We start from the raw sequence: 337 nt of genomic DNA, 5'->3' as shown, positions 1-337 counted from the left end.
AATATATTATATTTATTCTTCATATAAATTTGAAAATCAAATGCTTACATCTATACTTTTAATTAGTCCATGTGCTTTTTTAACAGCATGTATTGTTGTTGAATATCCTGTACCAGTCGTTGTAAATAAGGACGTAACCACCCCTATAGATTATCCAATTAATGCACCACTTGATCGGTTTAAAGAGGTAAAAATTCGTACCTACGATAATCGATGTTTTGCGCTTTGTCCTTTCAATGAACGAGAGCTTTTAGCTTCACGTTGCCAAAATACATCTATCAGAAGCTGGTCTATCATGAAGATAAAAGCATAACAGTACAAGGAAAATGCTTAGACG

The 337-nt window shown here is 32.9% G+C and carries 1 pseudogene; it reads left to right on the top strand.

The annotated features are described in order from the left end of the window. Positions 1-313: pseudogene (locus ACG9ZB_RS16800) on the top strand (hypothetical protein); the annotation flags it as partial. Positions 314-337 lie beyond the last annotated feature (24 nt).

The sequence above is a fragment of the Acinetobacter johnsonii genome (genome assembly GCF_048551975.1).
In the GTDB taxonomy this organism is placed as follows: Bacteria; Pseudomonadota; Gammaproteobacteria; order Pseudomonadales; family Moraxellaceae; genus Acinetobacter; species Acinetobacter johnsonii_A.
Note: the sequence above shows the minus strand (reverse complement) of the source record. Positions and strands in the feature narration are given on the sequence as shown.